This window comes from Carboxylicivirga linearis, assembly GCF_018271995.1.
In the GTDB taxonomy this organism is placed as follows: Bacteria; Bacteroidota; Bacteroidia; order Bacteroidales; family Marinilabiliaceae; genus Carboxylicivirga; species Carboxylicivirga linearis.
In genome coordinates this window covers 177,091-197,457 of sequence record NZ_JAGUCO010000002.1, presented here as the reverse complement: position 1 = coordinate 197,457, position 20,367 = coordinate 177,091, and the positions used below count along the sequence as shown (strand labels likewise).

23 protein-coding genes are annotated in these 20,367 nt (G+C 36.2%); 8 read left to right on the top strand and 15 right to left on the bottom strand.

Features of this window, described 5'->3' with window-relative positions; all coding sequences use genetic code 11:
- Nucleotides 1-15: 15 nt before the first annotated feature.
- From KEM10_RS04210 to KEM10_RS04175, 8 genes are all read right to left on the bottom strand, one after another.
- Nucleotides 16-1,185, bottom strand: a complete 1,170-nt coding sequence (locus KEM10_RS04210; RefSeq protein ID WP_212213921.1) for a MalY/PatB family protein — start codon at nt 1,183-1,185, stop codon at nt 16-18.
- 70 nt (nt 1,186-1,255) lie between these two features.
- On the bottom strand, nt 1,256-1,720 hold the full coding sequence (locus KEM10_RS04205; protein ID WP_212213919.1) for a DUF4625 domain-containing protein: 465 nt from the start codon (nt 1,718-1,720) through the stop codon (nt 1,256-1,258).
- Nucleotides 1,721-1,773: 53 nt separating this feature from the next.
- Complete coding sequence (locus tag KEM10_RS04200; RefSeq protein WP_212213917.1) at nt 1,774-2,853, bottom strand: GDP-L-fucose synthase family protein; 1,080 nt, start codon at nt 2,851-2,853, stop codon at nt 1,774-1,776.
- A complete protein-coding gene (gene gmd, locus KEM10_RS04195; protein WP_212213915.1) occupies nt 2,853-3,968 on the bottom strand; it encodes a GDP-mannose 4,6-dehydratase in 1,116 nt (371 codons plus the stop codon). Before gmd ends, KEM10_RS04200 begins: the two co-directional genes overlap by 1 nt.
- 16 nt (nt 3,969-3,984) lie before the next feature.
- The gene (locus KEM10_RS04190) at nt 3,985-4,968 is read right to left on the bottom strand and encodes an SDR family oxidoreductase (RefSeq protein WP_212213913.1); all 984 of its coding nucleotides are present in this window, start codon (nt 4,966-4,968) and stop codon (nt 3,985-3,987) included.
- 151 nt (nt 4,969-5,119) lie between these two features.
- A complete protein-coding gene (gene rny / locus KEM10_RS04185) occupies nt 5,120-6,655 on the bottom strand; it encodes a ribonuclease Y (protein WP_212213911.1) in 1,536 nt (511 codons plus the stop codon).
- Between the two features lie 106 nt (nt 6,656-6,761).
- Nucleotides 6,762-7,067 carry a cell division protein ZapA gene (locus tag KEM10_RS04180; RefSeq protein WP_212213908.1) on the bottom strand — a complete coding sequence of 102 codons (306 nt, stop codon included), beginning with the start codon at nt 7,065-7,067 and terminating at the stop codon, nt 6,762-6,764.
- A gap of 9 nt (nt 7,068-7,076) precedes the next feature.
- Complete coding sequence (locus KEM10_RS04175) at nt 7,077-7,370, bottom strand: hypothetical protein (RefSeq protein WP_212213906.1); 294 nt, start codon at nt 7,368-7,370, stop codon at nt 7,077-7,079.
- A gap of 195 nt (nt 7,371-7,565) precedes the next feature.
- Between KEM10_RS04175 and KEM10_RS04170 the strand changes: the two genes are divergently transcribed.
- The 3 genes from KEM10_RS04170 (at nt 7,566) to yedF (ending at nt 10,730) form a co-directional block, all read left to right on the top strand.
- Nucleotides 7,566-9,473 carry a YgiQ family radical SAM protein gene (locus KEM10_RS04170; RefSeq protein WP_244825548.1) on the top strand — a complete coding sequence of 636 codons (1,908 nt, stop codon included), beginning with the start codon at nt 7,566-7,568 and terminating at the stop codon, nt 9,471-9,473.
- A gap of 87 nt (nt 9,474-9,560) precedes the next feature.
- Entirely contained in the window at nt 9,561-10,295 is a 735-nt protein-coding gene (locus KEM10_RS04165; RefSeq protein WP_212213902.1) for a DUF4197 domain-containing protein, read from the top strand.
- Nucleotides 10,296-10,385: 90 nt separating this feature from the next.
- A complete protein-coding gene (gene yedF, locus KEM10_RS04160; protein WP_212213899.1) occupies nt 10,386-10,730 on the top strand; it encodes a sulfurtransferase-like selenium metabolism protein YedF in 345 nt (114 codons plus the stop codon).
- A 122-nt stretch (nt 10,731-10,852) separates the two neighbouring features.
- Here the strand turns inward: yedF and KEM10_RS04155 are convergent, their stop codons facing one another.
- From KEM10_RS04155 to KEM10_RS04135, 5 genes are all read right to left on the bottom strand, one after another.
- Complete coding sequence (locus KEM10_RS04155) at nt 10,853-11,800, bottom strand: TIGR01212 family radical SAM protein (RefSeq protein ID WP_244825546.1); 948 nt, start codon at nt 11,798-11,800, stop codon at nt 10,853-10,855.
- Between the two features lie 207 nt (nt 11,801-12,007).
- Nucleotides 12,008-12,214, bottom strand: coding sequence for a CCE_0567 family metalloprotein (locus KEM10_RS04150; protein WP_212213894.1), 207 nt, complete (start codon nt 12,212-12,214; stop codon nt 12,008-12,010).
- A gap of 195 nt (nt 12,215-12,409) precedes the next feature.
- Entirely contained in the window at nt 12,410-13,690 is a 1,281-nt protein-coding gene (locus tag KEM10_RS04145) for a hypothetical protein (RefSeq protein ID WP_212213891.1), read from the bottom strand.
- 69 nt (nt 13,691-13,759) lie between these two features.
- Nucleotides 13,760-14,182 carry an anti-sigma factor family protein gene (locus KEM10_RS04140; protein ID WP_212213888.1) on the bottom strand — a complete coding sequence of 141 codons (423 nt, stop codon included), beginning with the start codon at nt 14,180-14,182 and terminating at the stop codon, nt 13,760-13,762.
- Nucleotides 14,166-14,657, bottom strand: coding sequence for an RNA polymerase sigma factor (locus tag KEM10_RS04135; protein WP_212213885.1), 492 nt, complete (start codon nt 14,655-14,657; stop codon nt 14,166-14,168). The genes KEM10_RS04140 and KEM10_RS04135 overlap by 17 nt, the downstream gene beginning before the upstream one ends.
- 282 nt (nt 14,658-14,939) lie before the next feature.
- Between KEM10_RS04135 and KEM10_RS04130 the strand changes: the two genes are divergently transcribed.
- The 5 genes from KEM10_RS04130 (at nt 14,940) to KEM10_RS04110 (ending at nt 18,581) form a co-directional block, all read left to right on the top strand.
- Entirely contained in the window at nt 14,940-15,605 is a 666-nt protein-coding gene (locus KEM10_RS04130) for a hypothetical protein (RefSeq protein ID WP_212213882.1), read from the top strand.
- Between the two features lie 302 nt (nt 15,606-15,907).
- Nucleotides 15,908-16,405 carry a hypothetical protein gene (locus tag KEM10_RS04125; RefSeq protein WP_212213879.1) on the top strand — a complete coding sequence of 166 codons (498 nt, stop codon included), beginning with the start codon at nt 15,908-15,910 and terminating at the stop codon, nt 16,403-16,405.
- Between the two features lie 28 nt (nt 16,406-16,433).
- A complete protein-coding gene (locus tag KEM10_RS04120; RefSeq protein ID WP_212213877.1) occupies nt 16,434-17,021 on the top strand; it encodes a CPBP family glutamic-type intramembrane protease in 588 nt (195 codons plus the stop codon).
- 163 nt (nt 17,022-17,184) lie between these two features.
- On the top strand, nt 17,185-17,460 hold the full coding sequence (locus KEM10_RS04115) for a hypothetical protein (RefSeq protein ID WP_212213874.1): 276 nt from the start codon (nt 17,185-17,187) through the stop codon (nt 17,458-17,460).
- A 56-nt stretch (nt 17,461-17,516) separates the two neighbouring features.
- The gene (locus tag KEM10_RS04110) at nt 17,517-18,581 is read left to right on the top strand and encodes an amidohydrolase family protein (protein ID WP_212213871.1); all 1,065 of its coding nucleotides are present in this window, start codon (nt 17,517-17,519) and stop codon (nt 18,579-18,581) included.
- Between the two features lie 54 nt (nt 18,582-18,635).
- On the opposite strand, the gene KEM10_RS04105 is transcribed toward KEM10_RS04110, so the two are convergent.
- Nucleotides 18,636-19,487 (bottom strand): glycine betaine ABC transporter substrate-binding protein, encoded by an 852-nt coding sequence (locus KEM10_RS04105; protein ID WP_212213868.1) that lies wholly within the window; start codon nt 19,485-19,487, stop codon nt 18,636-18,638.
- A 54-nt stretch (nt 19,488-19,541) separates the two neighbouring features.
- Complete coding sequence (locus KEM10_RS04100; RefSeq protein WP_212213865.1) at nt 19,542-20,366, bottom strand: ABC transporter permease; 825 nt, start codon at nt 20,364-20,366, stop codon at nt 19,542-19,544.
- Nucleotide 20,367: the final 1 nt, after the last annotated feature.

Sequence of the window (20,367 nt, the reverse complement as noted above, 5' to 3'; positions counted from 1 at the left end):
TTACCAGTTTTGGTGCTAAACAGGTTTGGTAGCTACTATTCTTTCCAATGCCTCATGAAGAATAGAACGCGGACTGGCAACATTTAATCGCATGTATCCTTTCCCTTCTGCTCCAAATGTCATCCCATCATTTAATCCAACTTTAGCTTTTTTAACCAGATGGTCTTTTAATTCTTTTTGACTCATATTCCATTCAGCAAAATTCAACCAAAGTAAATAGGTTGCATCCGGTATTTGCATCTGGATTTCAGGTAGGTTACTTTTTAGAAATGAATCAACAAATTGAATATTGTCTTCAATATATGTAGTTAATTCTTTTAACCATGGTCTACCTAAATTATATGCCGATGTTAAAGCCAAACTGCTAAATACATGTCCCAGATGTACCTGAAGCCTGTTTTGTGTATTTCTATAAGCTGCTAACAACTTAGGGTTAGATGAAATAACATATGAGGTATTAAAACCGGCAATGTTAAATGTTTTAGATGGAGCCATGAAAGTGAGACTATTAGCTGCAGCTTCATCGTTTAATAAGGCAAAAGCATTGTGCTGCTTCCCCCACCACACCAAATCTGAGTGAATTTCATCAGCCAAAACCACTACGTTATGTTTTATACAAATTTCATGAATTTTTAGAAGTTCTTCTTTTGTCCATGCTCTTCCTACTGGATTATGCGGATTACAAAGTATAAACAGTTTGGTTGACGGTTTGGCTGCTTCTTGTTCAAAACTATCAAAGTCGAAAACATATTTTCCGTTTTCTTGAATTAATGAGTTTTTTATTAATTCTCTGCCATTACTCGTCACCACTGAATGAAATGGTGGATAAACAGGTGTATTGATAATGACTCCATCTCCGGGTTCTGTTAGGCCTAAAATAGAAAATGCTAAAGCCGGCACTACACCCGGTGAATACTCAATACAATCTGTTTGAATCTTCCAGGCATGTTTATACTCACACCAATCCTTAATCGCTTCGTTAAAATCATCTTTACGGATTGTGTATCCGAATATCTCGTGAGCTGCACGTTTTTGAATTTCTGCATGTATTTCAGGTGCTGCGGCAAAATCCATATCTGCTACCCACAATGGAATTACATCTTCCTCTCCAAAATAACTTTTTCTTAAATCAAACTTGTATGTGTTTGTTTCTGATCTATCAATTATTCTATCAAAATCGTACATATTTGTCTTTTATTTTTTACAGAATAAAAAAAGGGCAACAAGCCCTTTTGTATTGGTAATTTCTGATAATCTATTCTATAGTAACATCTACAGTGGTAGTGAATGTATTTTCCGACTCATCCATCACAACAAATGTAAGTGTATATTCACCAGCTAAACAAGCTATTTCTATATCCTCATCGAATAAATTGGTTGAAATGGTCTCTTCTTTTTCTCCGTCAAAGAGAAAAACATCACTATCTCCATTTTCAGCAGGTCCCCAAGGTGAACCTATTCCTTTTAGTATTGATGAAGGTGTTACACTATTATAACTAATGTTAACCTGGCATTGTTTCAATGCTCTATCATCACGAAATGTTGCAGAAAAATCCATTGACATTCCTCTATAGTAAACTGTTGAACCATCAGCACTGGGTTTAGTAAACTCTATAGTGGGAGCTTGCTCATCTGGTCCAGGATCATCACTTTTTTTACAACTACTGGTGACTGATAAAGCTAAAAGTCCAACGGTTAAAATATTTAATAATTTCTTCATTAGATTGGTATTTTTTCCAAATATACTTTTTTCACCGAGTAATTTTCAACTTATTATTCACAATATTTTCCGTAAACGTTTGCGATACCGTCTTTTAATGATATAGTTGCTTTCCATCCCAATTTTTCTAATTTAGAAACGTCCATTAGCTTACGCATTGTACCATCAGGTTTATCAGCATCCCAAACTAATTCGCCATCATAATCAACTACTTCTTTAATGGTTAAAGCTAAATCTTTAATGGTTAAATCTTCACCACAGCCAATATTAACATGTGTGTTTCTTACTTCTGTTTTTCCTTCAGCAACATCATCAAACGAAATGTTATTCATCACATAAATACAAGCAGCTGCCATATCATCAGAGTGAAGAAACTCACGCATTGGCTTACCACTACCCCATAAAGTAATCACCACAGAATTATCCTTCAGATAAATTCCGTATTTTTCCAAAATTGCCAGTTTTTCTTCCTGGCTTGATGTACCCGATACTCCCTCAATAGGTCGGTTGTTCAAATCAATATCAATACTACTCCAATCATTAGCTTTTAAAAGTTTACCCAAATGCATTTTACGTATTAATGCTGGTAAAACATGACTGGTTTCCAGATTGTAATTATCATTTGGACCATAAAGATTGGTTGGCATTACTGAAATATAATCGGTACCATACTGTAAATTGTATGATTCGCACATTTTTATCCCGGCAATCTTTGCAATAGCATAAGGTTCGTTGGTATATTCCAACTCCTCACTTAAAAGATAATCTTCTTTTAAAGGTTGAGGAGCATTTTTAGGATAGATACAAGAACTCCCCAAAAAGAGTAGCTTCTTTACTCCTGATTCATATGCTGAGTGGATAATATTATTCTGAATTTGAAGATTTTCATATATAAACGCTCCACGGTAGGTATTATTAGCCATGATACCGCCAACCTTAGCTGCTGCTAAAAATACATAATCAGGTTTCTCTTGTTTGAAAAATTCAGAAACAGCCTTTTGATCTAACAAATCCAGCTCAGCACGAGTTTTTGTGACAAAGTTGGTATAACCTTCTTTTTGTAGTTCTCTTAAAATAGCAGAGCCGACCAATCCTCTATGGCCGGCTATATATATCTTTGCATTCTTATCCATTACTCGAAATAGTTCAATGTTTCATATCCTCCTTCGCGAAGATACTTATCCTTTTGCATCAATTTCACATCTGACTCCATCATATCTTTAACTAAACCTGCTAAATCATATTCTGGTTTCCAGCCTAATTTTTCATTTGATTTGGTTGGGTCACCAATCAACAAATCAACCTCTGTTGGACGATAATAACGAGGATCTACTTTTACGACTTCGGTACCTACTTCAACTTGAAATTCAGGATTATTACATGCTTTGACATATCCCACCTCATTTTCAGCTTCTCCTTTAAATTCTATTTCAATGCCTACTTCAGAGAATGCCATACTAACAAAATCGCGTACCGTAGTTGTTACACCGGTAGCAATCACATAATCCTCTGGTTTATCTTGTTGAAGTATTAACCACATTGCTTTGATATAGTCTTTTGCATGTCCCCAATCACGTTTCGAATCCATATTACCTAAATACAAGCAGTCTTGCATGCCCAAACCAATTTTGGCGACTGCTCGCGTAATTTTACGTGTTACAAATGTTTCACCACGTAATGGGCTCTCATGATTAAATAAAATACCATTACATGCATACATATTGTAAGCTTCACGGTAATTTACTGTAATCCAATAGGCATACATTTTGGCCACAGCATATGGACTACGAGGATAAAATGGAGTTCTTTCTGATTGAGGCACTTCCTGCACCAATCCATATAGTTCTGATGTTGAAGCCTGGTAAACTCTTGTTTTCTCAGTTAATCCTAATAAGCGAATAGCTTCTAATATTCGTAAAGTTCCAATACCATCAGCATTTGCAGTATATTCAGGCGTATCAAAACTTACCTTCACATGACTCATTGCAGCCAGATTATATATCTCATCTGGTTGAACTTCCTGAATAATACGTATCAGGTTGGTTGAATCTGTTAAATCACCATAATGCAAGGTGAAATTACGATTTTCAACATGTGGATCCTGATACAAATGATCAATACGATCGGTGTTAAATAAACTTGAACGACGTTTTAGGCCGTGAACAATGTATCCTTTTTTCAATAAAAACTCAGACAGGTAGGCTCCATCCTGACCTGTTACACCTGTAATTAATGCAACCTTTGGCATAATGTTTTTTTCTCGATTATTTTAAATTATTCCAGTACCAACTTATGGCTTCTTTTAATCCTTCCTTAATACTATACTGAGGGTTATATCCTAATAATGAGCGTCCTTTTTCAATGGATGCCAAGCTATGAGGTATATCTCCTGTTCGCTCAGGACCATAAACAATTTCTACCTCCGCTATTTCTTTATCAAAATCAGATAGAAATTCTTTTAGCCAGCTTACCAACTCGTTTAATGTAGTTCGCTCACCATAGGCAACATTATAAACTGTGTTAACAGCTTCGTCGCTTTCAACAGTTGCTGCCAGTTGATTGGCCTGAATAACATTCTCAATATAAGTAAAATCACGCGAAAAAGTACCGTCTCCGTTGATAACGGGGGATTGTTTTTCGACCAGCAATTTAACAAATTTTGGTATAACTGCCGCATAAGCTCCATCCGGATCTTGTCGACGACCAAATACATTGAAGTACCTTAATCCAATGATTTGCATATCATAAAGACGCGCAAAAACATCAGCATATAATTCGTTTACATATTTTGTGATAGCATAAGGCGACAATGGCTTACCAATAATATGTTCAACTTTAGGCATATTCTTACTATCCCCATAAGTTGATGAACTGGCTGCGTAAACAAAACGCTTCACCCCTGCATCTCGTGCTGCTACTAACATATTTACAAAACCTCCCACGTTCACATCATTGGAAGTAATAGGATCTTTGATTGAACGTGGCACAGAACCTAATGCAGCCTGATGGAGAACAACATCCATTCCTTCTACAGCATTTTGACAATCCTCCAGATTCCGAATATCTCCTTCAATAAGAGTAAAGTTGGAGTTTGATAAAAAAGGTTCAATATTAATTCGTTTGCCTGTGGCAAAGTTGTCCAAACAAACCACTTTATTATTCTGATTTAATAAAGTCTCTACTAAATTGGAGCCAATAAAACCAGCTCCTCCAGTTACTAAAACTGCCTTATTTTCAAGTTTTCTCACGTCGTATTTGGTTTTAATACCTGTAAAAATAAGAAGCTAATATTTTGCTTTCCTATTCTGAATCAATAAGTTTTATAAAAAACAGTTTTTTAATGACGAACGTAAAAAAAGCGGCATAATTGCCGCTTTTAAAATATCTTAATTCTATTTACTATTTCGCATAACTGATCGCACGTGTTTCTCTGATTACAGTAATTTTAACCTGACCAGGATACGTCATTTCAGTTTGAATTTTTCGCGCAATATCGTATGATAACTCTTCGGCTTCTTTATCTGAAGTTTTTTCAGCGCCAACAATAACACGTAACTCACGACCGGCTTGAATAGCGTATGTTTTCATTACTCCCGGATAGGCTAAAGCCATTGACTCAAGATCTTTCAAACGCTTAATATAAGCTTCTACAATCTCGCGACGAGCACCTGGACGAGCACCGGAAATAGCATCACAAACCTGAATAATTGGAGCAATCATAGTTGTCATTTCCACTTCATCGTGGTGAGCTCCAATGGCATTGCAGATATCTGCTTTTTCTTTATATTTCTCAGCCAACTTCATACCTAATATTGCGTGTGGTAATTCCGGATCTTCATCCGACACCTTACCAATATCATGCAATAAACCGGCACGTTTAGCACGTTTAGGATTCAAGCCTAATTCCGATGCCATGATAGCACAAAGATTAGCTGTTTCACGCGAGTGTTGTAACAAGTTCTGTCCGTATGACGAACGATACTTCATCTTACCAACCAATTTAATCAACTCAGAGTGTAACCCGTGAATTCCTAAATCAATGGCAGTTCGTTTACCTGTTTCAATAATTTCTTCTTCAACCTGCTTGCGAACTTTATTCACTACCTCTTCGATACGAGCAGGGTGAATACGACCGTCTGTTACCAATTGATGTAAAGCCAAACGGGCAATCTCGCGACGCATAGGATCAAAAGCTGAAAGTACAATTGCTTCCGGTGTATCGTCCACAATAATTTCAACCCCTGTAGCAGCCTCGAGAGCACGAATGTTACGTCCTTCACGTCCAATGATACGACCTTTCATCTCATCGGAATCAATGTGGAAAACAGTTACTGAATTTTCAATAGCAGTTTCAGTAGATACACGTTGTACAGTTTGCAGAACAATACGTTTAGCTTCCTTACTGGCATTGATCTTAGCTTCATCCATAATGTCATTGATGTATGACATTGCTTCGGTTTTTGCCTCTGCTTTCATACTTTCAATCAACATTTCTTTAGCTTCCTCACCTGACATGCCTGAAATAGCTTCCAACTGCTCAACTTGTTGCTTATGCATATGCTGAACATCTGATTCACGCTTCTCAACCAATTCTAATTGAGCAGTAAGATTATCACGAATTGCATCAACTTCCTTACGCTTACGTGCTTGTTCCTCAAGTTTCTGTGCTAAAGAGCTTTCTTTTTGTTTAATTCTGTTTTCGGCAGAGACAATTTTTGAGTTTCTGTTGTTAATCTCTTTTTCATGCTCCGAACGTAACTGTAAAAATTTCTCTTTGGCCTGAAGGATCTTATCCTTCTTGATCACCTCGGCTTCCGCCTCCGCTTCTTTTATGATCTTTTCACTTCTGGATTTAAGAGCCTTTGTTATTAACAGCCATGTTATAAGGCCTCCAAACAGAAATGAAACAATACCAATTGTTATTTCAATTCCCATCTTTATCGATTTATATATATAAAAAAACCGCATCATAATGTCCTAGTCTGAAAACATTCAGAGAAGCACATATAATGCGGGTATATTGTAAGCTACAATAAACTAATTAAAAAACCTGATCTGATTTGTCAGACAAGATGTCCTCTAATTGATCGTTCAATTCACGAACAGCCTCAATCATTGGGTCTACATCATGTCGGTTTTCTAACTCTAATAATTTGATTACGTACTGAAGCGAGGCCATTGCCAAGAAATCCTGTACATCTTTATCAGAGTAGCGTTGTTTATATTGTAAAACCTTATCGTTAATCAATTTAGCTGCCAGACGAATGCGCTCTTCATCCTTACGATCAATTCGTAAAGGATAAAAACGGTCTGCTACATTTACTCGTATTGAGAGTTTATCGTCCATTGTTTCAGCTTAACGGTTTAACAGTGCAATACACTTATCAATTTCCCGCACAATTTGGTTGATCCTTTTCTTGGTATCAGTTGCCTCTGAGGTACCTGTAACCAAGTCTTTCGTTAATTTTAAATTGTTGAAACGTTGCTCCAGGTTGGTATAATCTTTATTAACCAACTCCAATTGTTCGGTTAAGCGTCCTTTCTCCTCCTCTAATAACTTCACCTCTGCTTCCAGACCTTTGTACCGGGCAACCAGTTTATTTATTTTGTTCTTTAAATCAACAATCAATTCGCTATTTGGATCTGTCATAAACCAAATTTTTCCTTACAAAGTTAACATTGGTTTTAAAATATAAAAAAAAACCTTTAACTCTTTTTGTGGTTATATTGTTAAAACCGTAATATTCTGAAAATTGCACATTTCGGAAGTGATACATTAAGTTTTAATTGAAATAATCAGATTTTAGGTACTTTTGCAACGATGAAATTGGATAAGAGATATAAAATGGAAGATTGGCTGCCTACGTCGGCCAAAGAGGTGGAAAAGAGAGGTTGGGACAGTGTTGATGTAATCTTATTTACAGGGGATGCCTATATAGATCACCCTGCTTTTGGAGCAGCTGTGATAGGCCGTATGCTGGAATCACATGGTTTAAAAGTAGCCATTGTGCCTCAACCCAACTGGAGGGATGATCTTCGTGATTTTAAAAAATTGGGACGCCCCAATTACTTTTTTGGTGTGACGGCCGGTGCTATGGACTCCATGGTAAATCATTATACCGCTAATCGACGATTACGCTCTAACGACGCCTACACTCCTGATGGCCGTTCAGGCCAGCGTCCCGATTATGCCTCTGTTGTATATTGCAATATCCTTAAAGATCTCTTTCCGGATGTACCTGTTTTATTGGGAGGAATTGAAGCTTCGTTACGAAGAGTAACACATTACGATTATTGGTCGGATAAACTGAAGCCAGGTATTTTAGCCAACGCCAAAGCCGATTTAATGGTATATGGAATGGGCGAACAGCCCCTATTGGAGATTATTCGATTGATTGAACGAGGCGTTCCTTTAGAATCTCTGAAAACCATTCCTCAAACAGCTTTTTTACAGGATATAAATCAAGAACTTCCTAAAAATAAGAACTGGAAAGATATTGAATTGGCTTCGCATGATGAATGCCTTGAAGATAAATTGAAGTATGCCCGTAATTTCAGATACGTTGAAGAGGAATCCAATAGATGGAATGCAGCCCGTTTGGTACAAAAAGTGGGTGATCAGCAAATTGTGATTAACCCTCCTTACCCTCCTATGTCAACAGGTGAACTGGATGCTTCATTTGATTTACCTTATACCCGATTGCCACATCCGAGATATATTGCTAAAGGTCCAATTCCTGCTTTTGAAATGATTAAGTTCTCGGTCAACATGCACCGCGGATGTTTTGGTGGATGTAGTTTCTGTACAATATCGGCACATCAGGGAAAATTTATTGCATCTCGTTCTAAGGAAAGCATTCTAAATGAGGTAGATAAAATCACTAAAATGCCTGATTTCAAAGGTTATTTGTCTGATTTAGGCGGTCCAAGTGCCAATATGTATAAAATGGAAGGTAAAAATCTGCGCATTTGTCAACGTTGTACTCGTCCGTCCTGTATTCATCCAAATATTTGTACTAACCTAAATACCGACCATACGGCTATGACTGACATTTATCGCTCAGTCAGTAAAATGAATGGAATTAAAAAAGCTTTTGTGGGAAGTGGTGTTCGCTACGATATGCTTTATAACAATATGGCAACTTCTCAAGAGAAAGAAAGTCATAAAGAGTATATGGAAGAGCTTATTACCAATCATGTTTCCGGTCGATTAAAAGTGGCTCCTGAACATACTTCAGACCAGGTGCTGAATGTGATGCGAAAACCAAGCTTCAAGCTTTTTTACAAGTTCAAGGCCGATTTTGACCGTATCAATCAAAAGAAAAAGCTAAACCAACAAATTATACCTTACTTTATTTCCAGTCACCCAGGAAGTGAAGAGTTAGATATGGCTAATTTGGCGTGCGAAACACACGATCTGGATTTCAAATTAGAACAGGTGCAGGATTTTACTCCAACACCCATGACGGTAGCGACTGTAATTTATCATTCGGGCTACCATCCATATACACTGGAGAAAATGTATACTCCTGTTTCTAAAAAAGATAAGTTAAATCAACGGATGTTTTTATTCTGGTATAAAAAAGAATATCAGCAACAAATTAAAGACCGATTGAAAAAACTGAATCGTTTTGATATGATTAAGAAACTCTTCCCCGATAAAGAAAAACATCAGGTTAAAGGACATATTTCTAAAAAACATACTAAGTTTAAAGGTGCAAAAAGTCAAAAATTCAGAAAAAAGAGATCATAGACTAAACTGATGTTTGATTGATATACAAGAAACATAACATCAGCATGATTAACAACCGACAAATTGAACAAATAAACAAACAACCTGATGAAAAAAATTTACACTCTTCTGCTCTTAGTTAGCCTGACAGCTTGTGCAGAATTAACAAAAATAGCAGAAACCCTGCCAATTGATATACCCTTAACAGAAGATGAAGTAGCCAATGGATTAAAGGAAGCCCTTCGTGTTGGAACAGATTCGGCTTCAGCAAGGTTGGGTGTAACAAATGGCTATTATGGCGATGATTTGGTAAAGATTCTCCTACCTAAAGAAGCTGATATTATTGTTGATAATGCATCTAAAATACCGGGTGGCGACAAGCTGGTTGAAGATGTTATTAAGAGTATTAATCGAGCAGCAGAAGATGCCGCCAAAGAAGCAGGGCCCGTTTTTTGGACAGCAGTTAAAAAAATGACGATACAAGATGCATTCACCATTTTAAACGGCGAAACAGATGCTGCCACACAATATTTGAAGAATAACACGTACAAAGAACTATTTAATTTATACAATCCTAAAATTCAAAAATCACTGGATAAAGAAATTGCGGCAGGCGTTTCAACCAATGAATCGTGGGAATCATTAACCGGCAGATGGAATAAAATTGCCGATAATCCTCTAGGACAAATGGCTGGATTAAAAACGGTAGATGTTGATTTAGATCGATATCTTACAGAACAAGCCTTAAACGGCCTTTTCGTTAAAATTGCTGATGAAGAAAAAAACATCCGTCAAGATCCGGCTGCTCGCGTAAATGATGTACTAGAAAGAGTATTTAAATAAAAACAATTCAGAATATTAAAGGCAAAAAGTTAAAGTATAACTTTTTGCCTTTAATATTCTACTTTTCACTTTAACCTTTTAACTTGGAATATGAAACCACTATGCGAATTACTTCAAATTACCCGGTATGGAATGGGTGATGGAGATGAAGAACTGGGAATTAAATTAATAGCTAATTATTTGCGACTTTTAGATGAAGATAGCCGCTTGCCCTCATTTATTGCGCTATATAACGGCGGAGTAAAATTATTAGCACAAAATAGTCCTGTTATTGAGCAAATGAAAAAGCTGGAAGAGCGAGGCGTTAAAATCATTGCCTGTGGTACCTGCCTTAACTACTATAGTATTGCTGATAATATACAGGTTGGAATCAAAGGTACCATGATGGATATTATTACCCTGCAAACAAATGCTGATAAGGTGATTAATCTGTAAGAATATTTCATGTACTATTCTCTTTCTAATAGCATAGCACTTTCGTACTATGCTATTACAGACGTCGCTTCGGGACTTCAAAAAAACTTGCTTAATCCTCTCCTAACTTATATAGGAAGAAATTATTCTGAAGGTTTCCCAAACAATTTCCCCTGCCAGGTATCACGTTCCTTTAGTCGTTTTTCAACTTTGGCTACAAATTCAAAGTTTTTCAAGCCCCAACGGGGTGCAATTAATAATTCATGCGGTGCCTGACTGATAAAACGTTCCAATACAATTTCGGGATTCAAACGCTCGATAAAATCAACTACCAGCTCAATATAATTTTCAGCTGAGTATAAATTGAAGCTTTCAGGATTATTCTTGAACTGTTTTGCAAATGCACTTCCCTTAACAATTTGCAGTTGATGTAACTTTAAAAAGTTAATGGGTAATTTAGAGATTTCTGTTGCATGAAGTAACATATCCTCTTTCAATTCACCGGGTAACCCAAGAATTAAATGTATTCCAACCGGAATATTATGAGCCACTATTCGTTTGGTAGTTTCAACTGTTTCGGCGTAGGTATGACCGCGATTAATATCAACCAAAGTACTCTCCAAAGTAGACTCTGCCCCTAGTTCAATGGCTATATAATACTCTTTTTGCCATTCAGCCAAATGTTCCAATAAATCATCCGAAATACAGTCGGGCCGAGTGCCTAAAACTAAACCTTTAACCAATGGATGATCCAAGGCCTCTTTATACAATTTCAAAAGTTCTTGCGTTTCGCCGTAAGTATTACTGTACGCCTGGAAATATGCCAGATATTGCATGGTCTTATACTTGGGCTGAAAAAAGGAAATACCTTGCTCCAACTGCTCTGTTATAGTCTTTTCAGGGCCACAATATGCCGGATTAAAAGTACTGTTATTGCAAAAAGCACAACCACCCACACCTTTAGTTCCGTCTCGGTTAGGACAGGTAAAACCCGCATTCACAGAAAGTTTCTGTACCCGCTCTCCAAAAGTTTGCTTTATATATGAACTATAATCGTTATATCGCTTATTATGCCCCCAGGGGAATTCCATGCTCATTAATTTAGGTCGGCAAAAGTAAGCATGATAAAAGTTAAAGGCAAAAAAAGCTGGTAGCTAATGGCTGATTGCTTACAACTTTTAATTGCTTAATTAATAATTGTCAAACAGCACTACTTTTAGCTTTCCAACTGAAAAATCACCCACTAAAAAAGGGAACAATTCGTTAACTATTCCCTCTTATCCCAAAATCAAGTTTACTTAAGCTTTTAGCTTAGCTAACTCTTTATTTTTATCGCTCCATGCTTTACATGCAGCGTAGGTAGTTTCAGCAAAAGGTATCAGGTCCTCAAAATCTGATAACAACCTATCCTCTACCAAATCATGTAATTCACTGGCTTTCATGCTGGCCTTAAACTTTAGTTTATTTACTACAGCTTCTAACTCTTTAATTTCTTCTGCACTCATAATTAGTAGGTATTTGTTTGATAAATAATCATACAATAATGATGCAATCAAAAAATAGACACTGAAACAAAATAACTTAGCTAAATCGCCTCCACAATAATGTAGTATAAAACACGCTGATTCTTACAAAAATGTACAGCATAAAAAAAGGTCACCTGCAATGCAAACGACCTTTGAAACTTACTTTTTAAGAGCTTATTCGCTCGCTAACTTGAAGCGCACCAAACGTAAAGGAATTCCATCAACATCCTTCTTGGTTTGAAGTCCATATAAATATCCATTATGAAAGACTAATTTAGATGGATTGATCTGCAAATTATAATCATCGCACACCAAGCTACTCTTACATACAAAGCTTCCGTCGCGCTGATAAATCCATACATTAAAGATATTCTTGTTCTCTTCTTCGGGGAATTCGAAAAACAATAGGTTATCATCCGAATCTTTTAAGATGGTTGAAAAAGTTGGTTTGGGCAGTGGATCAGTAATTTTATCCAAATCGGCTTTCATTTGGGATATTAATCCTTGAATCGCATCCTCTTGCTCTTTTTCAGATGACCACGCTTTCGACATTGAATGATCCATTGATTGATATCCATCAATAGCCTTTTGTTGAATCTCCTTTTGTTCCTCAATCGTCAAATAATTTTTTGTCCAGTTAATTTTATACGTATCCTGCAATTCTCCTTCCAAGCTAAATACTTTGATATCTCCGGAGCCTGGCATTGCCAACACTAACTGATTATTTACACAAGCAATCTCTGGGGGAGAACTTAAGCCTAAAGCATTTGAAAACGGCATCGTTCGAAAGGAGAAGCTCCCTCCTTTCTCAAATTGATAGGAATAGTGAAATAACTTGCAATGTTCCTCCTCATTGCATCGATCGGTGTAATGTTCCCATATTACCTTCTCTTCATTGGTTTCATAATCAACAATGGCAACAAAATCGCGAAACTTTTCAGCCCATATCACCCAACCCACAACAGCAATCTTACCGTTGGGCAATGCAATTTCCTGACGCGACATATAATCAAGCTTCAATGTTTTTTTGTAGTTTCCATCAAAATCGAAACACAACATATTGCCTAAATTATCCAACCCGGTAAAGAAGGTATTTTCATTAATAATGCCCGATATTGCCTGCGTCTTTTTAAACGATTTACCACTTTGGCCAATCACTTTAAATTCTTTCTGAAAAGTTCCTTTAGGTGAAAACTTAGAATAATAATTGTGATAGGCATGATTAACCACCACCGATCCATCGGGTAAAACCTTAATGGATTTTCGATTCCCCATCCACTTGCCATAAAGAGTATCGTTATAGGTTTCAAAAACTGTATTCCAATCGTTGCCAACGGCATATTCCGTATCGGGAACCAATTTCACATTGCCCTTTTTATATAAATCAAGCAAGCTTTGCGCCTGTATTGACATCATCAAAACCGACATACATAATGTTATTATTAATCTAGTCATTTTATTATTTTTTGGCATTAAAATGTAATAAAGCAAACTGTGTTCCTTAGTATTTATCTCTAATATTGTCTAATTCACAGATGATTCAGTATATGTAATGGTAAAACTCTGCTGCGTAATGGGTAGGTTGGCATCCACCTGATCCTGCCACTCGGGATAAAAAAATATCTCTTTCTGCTCTTTATCCTGCGACTGATAGGTAGTAAGCAACAAAATTAAAAACACGCAGGCAGCACTCACTTTCATCCAAACTCTACTTCTTCGCAGCGGAATTTCAACAACCTGCACTGGAACGTTAAATGCAGGAACTTCAACCTTATCATTTGCATTTTGCATTATATCCAACAAGGTATTTTTGCGTTCTTCCTGTTGTTTTAACTGAGCTAAACAATGTTTACAGGATGAAATATGCATGGCAACATCACTCATCTCTTTATCCGACAATTCCCCGTCGATATAACTTTGAATTATTCCCTCATCCAAGCAATTCATGTTTCTGATGTTTTAAAAGGGTTTCCAACTTTTTTAAACTTCGCGAAAGGGTTTTACCCACCGAAGTAAAATTAACTTCTGCTGTTTCAGCAATCTCTTTATATGATAAGCCCTGGCTATATAAAACCACCATCATTCGTTCCTTCTCATTCAAGCTCTGCAAGGCCGCTTGCAGTATTTTAGTCTGGTAATTGTTATCATCAATATTGATATCTTCTGCAACAACCGATACTCCTTCAAGAGATTGAATGTTCTTTTGACTACGACCTGCATCAATGCATTTATTCATTACCGCCCGGTATAACCAACTTTTTACATTGTTGATTTCTGCTGAATGTGACTGCATTCGATTATACAGACTAACAAATACCTCCTGTACCACATCACCGGCTTCCTCCTTATTGCTCAACATTTGTTGAGCAGCGCGGTGCAAACCCTGATAATACATTTGATATACTGTTTCGAACTGTGTCAAATTAGTGCGTTTTATTATAAGTCGATAAAATGATGGATTTGTGACATTATGAAGATATTTTTTTTAAATCAGTTAAATGTAAGTATAAAACTTTCTTCATCAATCATAACAATAAACAAAACCATTCAAGCCCCTATAAATACTATTGTAGCTTAATTATCTAATTATCAAATCAACCATAATACATTCCTACATAAATAATATTTTAAGTATTATTTATTATTATATTAACAATTAATATTATATTAGAATCTATTTTAGTAACCTTTAAATCATAAGTCTATGAGTTTAACCGAAACCGGAATGGCCAGTAAATTACAAGCTGCCAATAATTTTATTACCTACTTAAAGTCCCAATCCAGCTACACTCCTCCTTCACCAGATCTGACTGTCAGCCATCTTGAAGAAGTTTTAAAAACAGCCTCTGAAAGCCATGAGAAGGTTAGTGTAATACAAGCCGAATGCGCAATGGCCAGGGGACAGCGAAATATAGTAATGAAACCATTAAGTAAAACAGCTTTAGCTGTAAAAGATCTTATGGCTTCGATAGATATTGTTGAAGAAGTTTATCAAAGCATCAAGGCTTTATGTGATAAAATTACTGGTAGCCGACGCCTTTCGCAGCAAGGAACAGAAGCTCGTGTAGATCATTTTTCACAGATGATTGATGTATTAAAAGGCCTTGATAATTATGCCCCTGCCCGCGAAGAGCTTCAGATTTCTCAGCTCGAAAGCTTTTTACAACAGATGAAAGATGGAATAAATAATGTGTACACATGCGAAAACAAATTAAAGCATGCCCAAACAATTCAGAAAGAAGCTTTTAATGGCGACAATGGTTTATATGGTATTACACGTCGCATTAAATTGTATCTGAAAAGTTTATTCGGTGCCAGAAGTGCACAGTACAAGGAAGTTGTTAGAATAACCCGGGTAATTACTAAATAAAAATTCAGGCATCCCGGAAAATATTTCACCAGGATGCCTTTTCTATTGCCAATAATTAATTGCCATTAACACCTAACAAAAATAATGATGCTGAAATGTATTTGCCCAAACCATAAATGTATTTGCCAAACGGGCTTACACATTTGCCCAAAGCAATAATGCATTTGCCAAACGCTTAAATGTATTTGCCAAATAGAATAATGCATTTGCCAAATGCAATAATGCAACTGCCAAATGTAATAATGTATTTGCCTAACGCTAAAATGTAAATGCCCAACAGACCTGTAAAAAAAATCTTAACCATGAAAAAAAATCTACTCACTCTTTCCATATTCCTTTTGGGATTTCAGATATATGCTCAATCGCTGATTGAAGGCGTATTTGAGCAAAAAAGCGAGTTTATTAAACTTTCGGAAAACCGAAAATGTAAATTTAAAATTGGTCTGGGAACCATACAATCAGAGCAAGAAAGTGGCTATGTTCTGTTGCTTTTTCACCACAGCATAGGCCGTAACAATAACGAATACAGCTTGCTAATTAAAACATCAGAAGAGTCGGACAACGAAGTATTACTGAGCAAAACCCAAATTCAACCAATGGATAAATATGGAGATGCTATTATTTCGTTTTATTTACCAGGCACCAGCGTTGATCTTTTAAAAAACCATAAAGTTAAACAGCTCTGCTTATGCAGTCCCGATAAAGGCAACAAAAACATCGTAACAATCAAAGACGAAATACCTCTGAACAATACTGCCAGAGAGTTTTTTATGACATACTCTGATTTACTTGATATATAAACCCTAAAAACAACTAGCTTTACCTGACATGAAAACAGCATTAACAGATGTATTTGAATGGATTAAAAATCCTGATGAAGAAGCAAAAAGGTTATCTTTTAATGAAAGGCTTACTTTAGTAGGTAAAATATTTCTTTGGGAGGTGCTATTTGCAATTCCCGTACTTGGATTATTAAAAATAATTGAACACAATGTAATTACACTTGAACATAAAGTGCAATTAGAGGATTACAGCACCTTAACCCTATTTTTTTTATTAGTATTAATATTTCCAATATCTGAAGAATTTATTTTTAGATTTCCATTAAAATATAAAAGAAATTATCTGGCCAGACTAATTAACAGGTTAACATCGGGAAGGTTGAACAAAAGACGAAATTCTTTATTTAAGTATTTTGTTTATACTTCCATTATTGCATTTGGCCTAATGCATTCATTCAATTATAGTAACAACGACTTTTTGTTTTATGTTTTTCTACCCATTATTACAGGAAGTATGATAATTGGCGGGATTTTTCTAAGCTACATACGAATAAAAATTGGATTAAGATGGTCAATTCTTCATCATATGCTCTGGAATTTATCACTCCTCGTTTTGATTCTTACACCTTCATAATCTATCTTAATATACCTGTTTCAAAAGCCTGTGAAACAAAACAAAAAAACCAAATTCACATATACTGTTAATGGTTTTATATTCACCAAATCAAAAAAAATATGAGTATTGAACCAAACAAAAGTGTATTTAAATACTAATCAAATATCCAAACCTAAACTTTATGAAGACAACTTTTATTTCCGTTATTCTCTTTTTGCTACTTCATTCGACCAGCTGTTCGTTCAGCTCAAGAAATAAACCGAAGACAATAAAAGCATACGGCAAGGAAATTAAAATTAGCATATCAAAAGACTCTATTCAAACCAGCTATACCATTTATGGGGAAGCATCCTTTGAGGAGTCGTTGAATAATAAAACCATTTTTATCAAAGATTCGGTGTTGATGCCTGATAGCACCATAATAAGGGGACCATACACTTTACACTTAAAAAAATAGTACCACTCTCTTTTATCAGTATTATTAAAAACTCATACCTGAATAAAAAATAACTAATGATTTACAACTCACACATACACACATTTAAAGAGAGCGATATACCCCGTCGTTTCCTGCCATTAGGTTTAGTACGAATTTTAGCTACCAAAGCCGGCTTTAGAGTGGTTTCAAAGCTAATGAACAACATTAACCCGTTTTCGGATGAAGATACTTTCGATCGTTATATCCGATTTGTAGAAATTGGTCGTATGCCATCACAGCAAGCCATTTTTGAACGTTGTTCAAAGTTTTATCCTGATGAAACCCAATTTGCCATACTGGCTATGGACATGGCCTATATGGGTGCAGGTAAAGTGCCCCGTAATTATAAAGAACAACTAAAAGAGTTGGGTGACCTAAAAAAGACCCATCCGCAAGTAATGCCCTTTATACATGTTGATCCGCGCCGCGAAGGTATTATGGACTTACTAAAACAGAGTATTGAAGAGTGGAACTTTGAAGGAGTTAAAATATATCCGCCATTGGGCTACTTTCCATACGATGAGCGCATGTACCCGGTTTATGAGTATTGTCAGCAAAATAATTTACCAGTTATTACACATTGCAGTCCGTTTAACCCGGTGCGATTCAAAGGCAAGAAAAAAGAGCTGATTAAGTTATTGTCAAAATCAAAAACGCCTATCAACACTAAAAGAAAAAAGAGAAAAGAATTGTGTGCTTATTTTACCCATCCTAAAAACTGGGAATATGTGATGAATGACTTTCCTGATTTAAAAATCAGCCTGGCTCATTTCGGATCGGCTTATTATTGGGAAGAATTTTTAGATCATCCGGGCAACCCTGATAATTGGTTCACCATCATCAAAGACATGCTGCCCAAATATAAAAATCTGTATTCCGATATTTCATTTACCTTGAACGAGAAACGCTTTTATCCTATTCTTAAAATATTATTAGGAGATGACGAGCTTAAAGAAAAGATATTGTTTGGATCGGATTATTACATGGTTCAGACCGAAACTACCGAAAGAAACTTCAGCATTGATTTGCGAGGGTATTTAGGCGAAAAGCATTATAAACAAATGGCAGAAATCAATCCTAAAGCGTTCTTCAACCAATAAAACTAAAAAAGGGGCCGCAAAGCCCCTTTTCTAACAATATTTAATTGGATTGAATTACTTAACCAATCCGTTTAAGAATTCAGCATTGTCTGCTATCCACTGTTTAGCAACAGCCGCTTTGTCAGTACCATCTTCCATTTTAGCTAAAAGACCTGACATTTGAGCATCGTCTAATTTAAAATTAGCGAAATACTTGGCTGCAAAAGCGTCCTCTTCCTTAAAACCTTTGCGTGCATATGTTTCGATACGCTCAGTGCTTCCGTAAACACCTTTAGGATCATCTAAAAATTTAAGATCCATACGACCGAATTTCCAGTGAGGAGCCCATCCGGCCACCACAATCCATTTGTTTGCTTTGTATGCTTTTGAAAGCTCTGTTAACATGGCCACACTTGAAGAATTAACATGATCTAAAGTTAAACTATACTCTTCAACAGCCACGTCTGTTTTGGCAGTTAAACCGGCACCTTTTTCAATACCAATAATTTTGCCTTCAAATTTATCAGCATTATCGTTTAATTCTTCAATAGAAATGATATCAACATATGTTGGAACAACCAATCCAATACGAGCATTGGTATAATTAGTACCTAACGATTCTATTTTACCAGCAAATTTGGCTACTTTCTCTTTATGAGTAACAGGCAACCAGGTATCCATAAATACATCGGTATCACCGTTTGATAATGAAGCAAAAACCAAGTCTACAGCTGCTTTTTTAACATCAACAGTATATCCTTTGCTTTTGAAAAACTCCTGCGTTACATATGTCATTGCAACTCCTTCGGCCCATCCATCAACGTAGGCCATGGTAATTTGCTTGGTATCGCTGTCTTTTTTAGCACCTGTATTACAAGATGTAAATGCCACAGCTAATGCAATAAATAAAACTAATTTACTTTTCATATCTTCTCTGTTATTATTAAACATTTTAAGCTTCAACAAAACTGTTAAAACCACTTATTTCTTTTGTCCAAGGGCTTGTGTAATTCTATCAAGTATAATAGCGAGAATAACCACTGCTAATCCACTCTCGAATCCAAGACCTATATCAAGGTTATTAATACCTTCCAGCACCTTCTCTCCTAATCCTCCGGCGGCAATCATACCTGCAATAACCACCATTGATAAAGCCATCATAATGGTTTGATTAACTCCAGCTAAGATGGTATTGGTTGCCAATGGCAATTCTACCTTTTGTAAGATCTGACGATTAGTAGCTCCAAAAGCACGAGCTGCTTCTACTACATCTTGAGGAACTTGCTGTATACCTAAAGCTGTTAAACGTACTGCAGGAGGCATGGCAAAAATTACAGTTGCAAATGCACCCGGAAGTTTACCAATACTAAAGAATAACACCGCAGGAATAAGGTAAACAAAGGCCGGCATGGTTTGCATCAAGTCAAGAATAGGCTTCACTATTTTATTGACCAAAGGCTTTTTGGCAGCCCATATTCCTAATGGAATAGCCTGAACCAATGCTATTATGGTTGAAACAATAATCAAAGCCAGTGTTTGCATTGTTTCAACCCAAAAACCCATCAAATAAATTAATATCAGTCCGATTGCCGTAAATAAGGCACCTCCTTTTCCTACTTTAAAGAATGCCAAAACCACAAGTAATGCAATTACTATATAAAAAGGTAAAAAGAGTAAAACACTCTCAAACCCTTCGATTGCACCGTTACCAACGTTTTTAATAATATCGAATAAAAAAGCAAGATTGTCAGTTAACCAATTGACAAGCTGCTCAACATATTTCCCTATATCAACTATCTTTTCCATA